Below are 7,862 nucleotides of genomic sequence, written 5' to 3'. Positions count from 1 at the left end.
ACCGGCACCCCGATCGGCACCACCGTCCGATCCGCCCCCGTGACCTCGTGGAACGTCACATCCACCGACGCCTCCGTCGGACCGTACAGATTGTGCAGCTCCGCCCCGCTCACCCCGCGCAGACGTGCCGCCGTTGCCGACGGCAACGCCTCACCGCTGGTGAACACCCGGCGCAACGCACCGCACCCCTCCACGTTCGCCCCCGCCAGGAACACCTCGAGCATCGAAGGCACGAAATGCACGGTGGTGACCGACTCCTCGCGGATCACCCGTTCGAGATAACCCGGGTCACGGTGCCCATCCGGCTCCGCGATCACCAACCGCGCACCGACGATCAACGGCCAGAACAACTCCCAAACCGACACATCGAACGTCACCGGCGTCTTCTGCAACACCACATCATCCGAGCCGAGCCCATACTCCCCCTGCATCCACAACAACCGATTCACCACACCCTCGTGCGGAACCGCCACCCCCTTCGGCCGACCCGTCGACCCCGACGTAAAGATCACATACGCCGGATCAGCAGGACGCAACGGCGCACGCCGCTCCCCATCCCCCACCGGAGAATCCGAGAACCCCGACACATCCAGGGTGTCGAGTTCCACCACCCGCACACCCGCAGGCACCACCATCCGATCCGAAGACATCGTCAACACCAACACCGGATCCGCAATCCCCACCACAAAACCCACCCGCTCGGCAGGCAGATCCGGATCTATCGGCACATACGCCCCACCCGCCTTCACCACCGCGTACAACCCCACCAACAAATCCACCGAACGACGCACCGCCACACCCACCGACGACTCCGGACCCACCCCCGCCCCGATCAGGAACCGCGCCAGCCGATTCACCCGCGCATCGAACTCCCCATACGACAACACCACATCCCCACACACCACCGCCACAGCACCAGGAGTCCGCGCCACCTGCGCATCGAGCAGGTCGGCAAGGGTGGTGCGCGGCACCGAGTGACCCGTCGCATTCCACGAACCCACCACCAACGCCCGCTCACCCGGCCCCAGAACCTCCACATCACCGACCGCGGTGTCCACGTTGCCGGCGATCGTCACCAGAATCCGGACGAGGCGGTCGGCGAGCGCTGCGGCATCGTCCCGGTCGACGGCTCCGGGCTGGTAGCGCAGACTCAATCGCAGCCGTGGTTCGAGGATCGACAGCAGAGTGAGCGGATAGTGCGTGGCGTCGCGGGCATCGAGACCGGTCACCCGCATGCCCCCGATGTCGGTGTTCTCGTCCAGTCCGGACGTGTCGATCGGGAACGACTCGAACACCGACAGCGTGTCGAACAGATTGCCCACACCCACCCGCGACTGAATCTCGCCGAGGCCGAGGTGATGGTGGTCGAGTAGGGACGTCTGCTCGTCCTGCAGGCGGACGAGTAGCCGCGCGACGCTCTCGTCCGGGTCCACCCGCACTCGCACGGGCACCGTGTTGATGAACAGTCCCAGCATGTTCTCGACACCGGACAGCTGCGGTGGACGACCGGACACGGTGGCACCGAAGACCACGTCGTCGCGGGAAAGTAACCGGGACAGCAGCATCCCCCACGCCGCCTGAATCACCGTGTTCATGGTGACGCCGGCGCGCGCCGCCGCGGCCGCGAGTCCGCCCCGCACCGGGGCGGGCAGTTCGACGTCGAGTTCGTGGGGCACACCGTAGAGCGCCGGGGACGCGTGGGGCGCCACCAGAGTCGGCTCCTCGACACCGTCGAGCGCTCGTTTCCAGGCCCGCGCCGACGCCTCCGCGTCCCGGGTCGCTACCCAGTCCAGATACGTGCGGTACGAGGGCGGCTCCGCCAGCCCGACCGGGTTGCCTTCGGCGGCATAGCGAACCAGCAGTTCCCGCACCAGCAGCGGCATCGACCAGCCGTCCAGGATGATGTGATGATTCGTGACCGCCAGCACGAAGCGCTCCGGTGCGGTGTGGAACAGGGTCAGCCGGAGCAGCGGCGGCCGGGTGAGATCGAATCGGGCACTGCGGTCGTCGTCGAGCAGGCGCGCGAGTTCCGTGTCGGGGACCGACCCCTCGACGGTGAGATCCACCTCCCGCCACGGCACTTCCACCGCGTCGACCACCAGTTGCGCGGGCACCCCGTCGTCGTAGACGAACGCGGTCCGCAGGCTGGGGTGACGGGCCAGCAGTCCCGCCGCGGCGGCGCGCAGACGTCCGGCGTCGACCGCGCCCGCGAGATCGATGCGCAGTTGCGCCGTGTAGACGTCCATCGACTCCGCGGCCAGGGACGCGTGGAACAGCAATCCCGATTGCAGCGGAGACAGCGACCACACGTCCCGCAGTCGCGGGAACCGCGCCTCCCAGCGCTCGATCTGCTGCTGGTTTGCCGACACCAGCGGAAGGTCGGACGGTGTCAGCCCGCCCGCATCCGGTCGTGACAAGTGCGCGGCAAGCCCGTCGAGGGCGCGGCACCACAGATCCGCGAACGCCGCGACCTCGGCCTCGTCGAGGACCCCGGCCGGAAAGGCGAACGACGCCCTCAACCGGGGCCCCTCGGGACCGTCGGCGACGACGGCGTTGATGTCGATCACGGACGCGACCGGCAGGTCGGGGTTGCGCGTGCCGCCGAGCGTGCTCTCCACCGGCAGCCAGTCCTCGGCCCCGTCCGTGGTGGTCACTCGACCGAGATAGTTGAAACTCACCTGCGGAGCGCGGAATCGGCGGAGGGACTCCGACGTCTCGTCGCCCAGGTAGCGCAGCAGTCCGTAACCGATCCCGTGATCCGGGATCGCCAGCAACTGCTCCTTGACGGCCTTGACCGCTCGCCCTGCCGCGACACCACCTGCCATCGCGTCGTCGACATCGATTCCGGTGAGGTTCAACCGCGCCGGATACACGGTGGTGAACCAGCCGACGGTGCGGGACAGGTCCACGCCGGCGACGACCTGCTCCTCGCGGCCGTGGCCCTCGAGGGTGATCAGAGCGTCCGAGACGGAGACGCCCCGATCCCGTCGCCAGGCGATCAGTGCCAGCGCGACGGCGGCGAGCAGTCCATCGCCCACACTCCCGTGGAACGCGGCCGGAAGCGTGGTGAGCAGGGCATCGGTCACCGCCGACGGCACGTCGACCGTGACGGTGCCGACGGTCGCGTCGACGTCGATCGCGGGATCCAGTGGCCGCGAACCGATCAGCGGGTCCGCGCCGTCCAGGATCTTCTCCCACGAGGCCAGTTCGCCGGCCCGGTGCCGCGCAGCGTCGGCCAGGCCGTGCGACCACCGCCGCATCGACGTTCCGACCGGCGGCAGTGCCGGTGTGAGATCGGCCTGGAGTTGGCTGCACGCCGACGCGAGATCCGCGACGAGGATGCGCCACGAGACACCGTCGACCACGAGGTGGTGCACCACCACGAGCAGTCGCCCGGCGCCGTCCGGGACGTCGAACCAGACCACCCGCACCATGCGGGCCGCGGCGGGGTCCAGGTGGTCGGCCGCAGCATCGAGTTCCATGGTCGCGAGTGCGGTGAAGCCGTCTCCCGCCACCGTGTCGACCGGAACCCGGCGGACCAGTGCGTCCGCCGGCACCGCGCCCGCAGGCAACACGTCCATGACTTCCCCGGACACACGCGTGCGGAGCATGTCGTGCCGGTCCAGTAACGCGTCGACGGCGCGGACGAGGACCTCACGGGTGAGACCGGCGGGGGCCGCCAGCAGCAGTGCCTGCGTGAACCTGTCGAGCCGTCCGCCGCTGCGCTCGAACGTCCAGCGCGCGACGGGTGTCAGCGGCAGGGGGCCGATTCCGCCGCCCGGCAGCTCGTCGAGCGCCACCGCGCCGTCGCTGTCGAATCGCGCCGACGCGGCGAGACCAGCGACCGTCCGGTGGTCGAACACGTCTCGGGGAGCAAGGATCACACCGGCGGCTCGTGCGCGGGCCACCAACTGGATCGACATGATGCTGTCGCCGCCGAGGGCGAAGAACGAGTCGTCCACGCCCACCGAGTCCAGGCCGAGCACCTCCTCGAACAGTCCGGCGAGAAGCGCCTCGGTCTCGGTGTGCGGCCGCCGACTCTCGGAACCCGCGAAGTCGGGAGCCGGAAGCGCTGTGCGGTCGAGCTTTCCGTGCACCGTCAGCGGAAGCGATTCGAGCATCACGAGCGCCGCCGGCACCATGTACGACGCCAACCGGCCCCCGACGAAGTCGAGGACAGCCCTCGCATCGATCGTCGCACCCGGTTCAGGCACCAGGTAACCGATCAGCCGATCGCCGCCGTCCCCCTTCCATACGCCGGCGACCGCGTGGGCCACGGAGTCGTGGGCGAGCAACGCCGACTCGACCTCGCCGAGTTCTATCCGGAAGCCCCGGATCTTCACCTGGGAATCGGTGCGCCCGAGGTACTCCAACTGACCGTCGGGCAGCCAGCGCGCGCGGTCGCCGGTGCGATACATCCGGCTTCCCGGCGGGCCGAAGGGGTCGGCGACGAATCGTTCGGCGGTCAACGGGAACCGCCGGCGGTACCCGCGTGCGAGGGCGGGGCCTGCGAGATACAACTCCCCTGCGACACCGGCAGGCACCGGGTGCAGTCGCGCGTCCAGCACGACCTCGGCGAAACCGAGCGTGGGCGCGCCGATGGTGATCGGAGCCCCCGGTACCAGTTCGTCACTGATGCTCGACACGACGGTCGACTCGGTCGGCCCGTACGCGTCGAACATGCGACGGCCCGGCGCCCACCGTTCGACCAGTTCGGGCGGGCACGCCTCGCCGCCCGTCACGACACACTCGAGCGCGGTGAGACCGGTGGGATCGACCGACGCGAGCGCCGCCGGAGTGACAAAGCAGTGCGTGACCCGCTCGGATTCCAGCAACTGCGCCAATTCGGCACCGCCGTAGACGGACGGCGCTGCGATCACCATCGTGGCTGCCGCGCCGATTGCCAGCAGCAGTTCGAGAACGGACGCGTCGAAGCTCGGCGATGCGAAGTGCAGCGTCCTGGATTCGGGCGTCGTCCCGAACGTCGCCCTCTCCTGGGCGGCGAAGGCGGCGAGTCCACGGTGCGTGGTGACCACACCCTTGGGCGTGCCGGTCGACCCCGAGGTGTAGATGAGGTAGGCGGGATTGTCGATCCGAATCGTCGCTGTCCGTTCGCCATCGGTGATCGCCGACGACGGATAGTGCGACAGTCGATCCTCCAAGCCCGGTTCATCCAGCACCAGCCACGGCACCGTGTCCGGAAGTGCGCCGCGCTGCGCCGACCCCGTCACACCCCACACGGCACCGGAGTCGGTGAGCATGAATTCGATCCGTGCTGCCGGATGGTCCGGATCCACCGGGAGGAACGCGGCCCCCGACTTGGCCACCGCCCAGACGGCCAGGACGGATTCGACGGACCGCGGCACACACACTGCGACGACGGATTCCGGGCCGACACCGTGCTCGATCAACATGCGGGCCAGCTGGTTCGATCGCCTGTCGAGGTCCCGGTAGCGCACGACGCGCCCGTCGAAGATCAGCGCCGTGGCCTCCGGATCGTTCGCGGCCGCCTCGGCCATCAGATCCGGCAGCGTCCGTGCTTCGACTGCCGCACCGCCCGTCACCGGGGTCAGTACGGCACGCTCCAGTGGTCCGAGAATGTCGATGTCTCCGACCCGGGCGCCGGGGTCGGCCGTGACTTCTTCGAGGATGCGCACGAGCCGTTCCGCGAGGCCGAGCACCGTGTCCTCGTCGAACAGATCCGTCGCGTAACCCAGCGCCGCGGCGATGCCGGTCGGGTTGCCGTCGGCGTCGACGTTCTCGGCCAGTGTCAACTGCAGATCGAAGTTGACGGTGTCGATCTCGAGGTCGATGTTCCGGACCTGCAGTTCCGGCAATTCCAGCGTGGGGCGCTCGATGTCCTGGAACTCCAGCATCACCTGGAAGAGCGGCGCGTACGCCGTGACCCGGGAAGGACTCAGGACTTCCACCACCCGTTCGAACGGGACCTCCGCGTGGGTGAAGGCGCCCAGATCGGTTTCTCGAACGCCGGCCAGGAACTCGGAGAAGGTGGCGCCGCCGTCGACGTGGGTGCGCAGGACGAGGGTGTTGACGAACATGCCCACCACGTCGTCGAGTTCGCGTTCGCCGCGACCGGCGATCGGCGTCCCGACGGCGATGTCGTCCGCACCGCTCACCCGTGCAAGCATGATCGCCAACGCGGCATGCAACGTCATGAACACCGTCGTGGTGTGTTGCCGCGCCAGCCTGACCACACCGGCATGAACTTCCGGATCGATCACGAACTCGACGCGGCCGCCGCGAAGTGACCGCACGGTGGGACGGGGACGGTCGGTGGGCAACTCCAGCACTTCGGGCAGATCCGACAGCGTGGTGGTCCAGTAGGTCAGCTGTCGTGAAATGGGTGAATTCTCATCGGATTCCGACCCCAGCCACTCGCGCTGCCACAGCGCGTAGTCGGCGTACTGCACCTCGAGCGGGGCCCAGTCCGGGGCCGACCCGTTCACCCGGGACACGTACGCGTCCATCACATCGCGCGCGAGGGGTGCCATCGAGAAGCCGTCGGCCGCGATGTGGTGCACCACCACCGCGAGCACGTGCACGTCCTCGTCGAGCCTGAACAGCCGTGCGCGCAATGGCACCTGTGTCGTGACGTCGAATCCCGCGGACAGCACTCTCCGCGACTGTTCACGGAGCTCGGATTCCCCCGAGACCGCGATCGGTTCGAGGTCGGGCACCGCGGTCGCCGCGGGGAGGATCACCTGGCGTGGCCCGTCGTCGGTGAGCGGGAAGAGGGTGCGCACGGCCTCGTGCCGTTCGACGACGTCGGCCACCGCCGCCTGGAGCGCATGCAGGTCGAGCCGCCCCTCGAGCCTCAACGCGAACGCGACGTTGTATGCGGACGAGGAGGTGTCGAACTGGTTGATGAACCACATTCGCTGCTGGGCGGGGGACACGGGGACTTCGGCGGTACCTTCCCTCGGCTTCAGCGGTGGCCGGGCCTCCAACCCTTCCTGCGACTCGGCCAGCGCGGCCAGACCGGCCACGGTGGGGGCGTCGAACACGTCGCGGATGCCGATCCGGTCTCCGACGGCCGCGTTGATCCGCGCGACCAACCTGGTGGCGATCAAAGAGTTTCCGCCGAGGGCGAAGAAGTCGTCGTTCACGCCTACCCGCGGGAGACCGAGCAGGTCGGCGCACACGGCGGCCACTATCCCCTCGATCGGGGATCGGGGAGCGACGAAACCCACCGCGGCGCCGACGAAGTCCGGTTCGGGCAGCGCTTTCCGGTCCAGTTTGCCGTTCACCGTCACCGGCAACTCCGCCAGCACCACCACCACCGACGGCACCATGAACCCCGGCAACGCCACCGCAGCCGACTCCCGCACCACCCGCTCGTCCACCACCGCACCGGCCACCGGCACCACATACCCCGCCAGATAATCACCCGACGACCCATCACCGCGCAGCACCACCACCGCCTGCGCCACATCCTCCCGGCGCAACAACACCGCCTCGATCTCCCCCAACTCGACCCGCTGACCCCGCAACTTCACCTGAAAATCCGTACGCCCCAAATACTCCAACACCCCACCCGGCAACCACCGAACCCGATCCCCCGTCCGATACAACCGCGAACCCTCCACCCCAGCACCGAACGGATTCGCCACGAACCGATCCGCCGTCAAATCCGGCCGCCCCTGATACCCCCGCGCCAACTGCACACCCCCGAGATACAACTCCCCCGCCACCCCCACCGGCACCACCCGCAACCGCCCGTCGAGCACGTAGACCTGCGTATTCCACACCGGCACCCCGATCGGCACCACCGTCCGATCCGCCCCCGTGACCTCGTGGAACGTCACATCCACCGACGCCTCCGTCGGACCGTACAGATTGTG

1 protein-coding gene is annotated in these 7,862 nt (G+C 68.7%); it reads right to left on the bottom strand.

The genetic code is table 11. The annotated features are described in order from the left end of the window. Window positions 1-7,862, bottom strand: a 7,862-nt coding sequence (locus tag ACNJ7E_RS04250) for an amino acid adenylation domain-containing protein (protein ID WP_418339221.1), incomplete at both ends; no start/stop codon positions are given.

The sequence above is a fragment of the Rhodococcus mengyinensis genome, from assembly GCF_048381435.1.
GTDB classification, from domain to species: Bacteria; Actinomycetota; Actinomycetes; order Mycobacteriales; family Mycobacteriaceae; genus Rhodococcus_F; species Rhodococcus_F opacus_D.
This window is presented reverse-complemented; position numbering and strand designations above follow the sequence as displayed.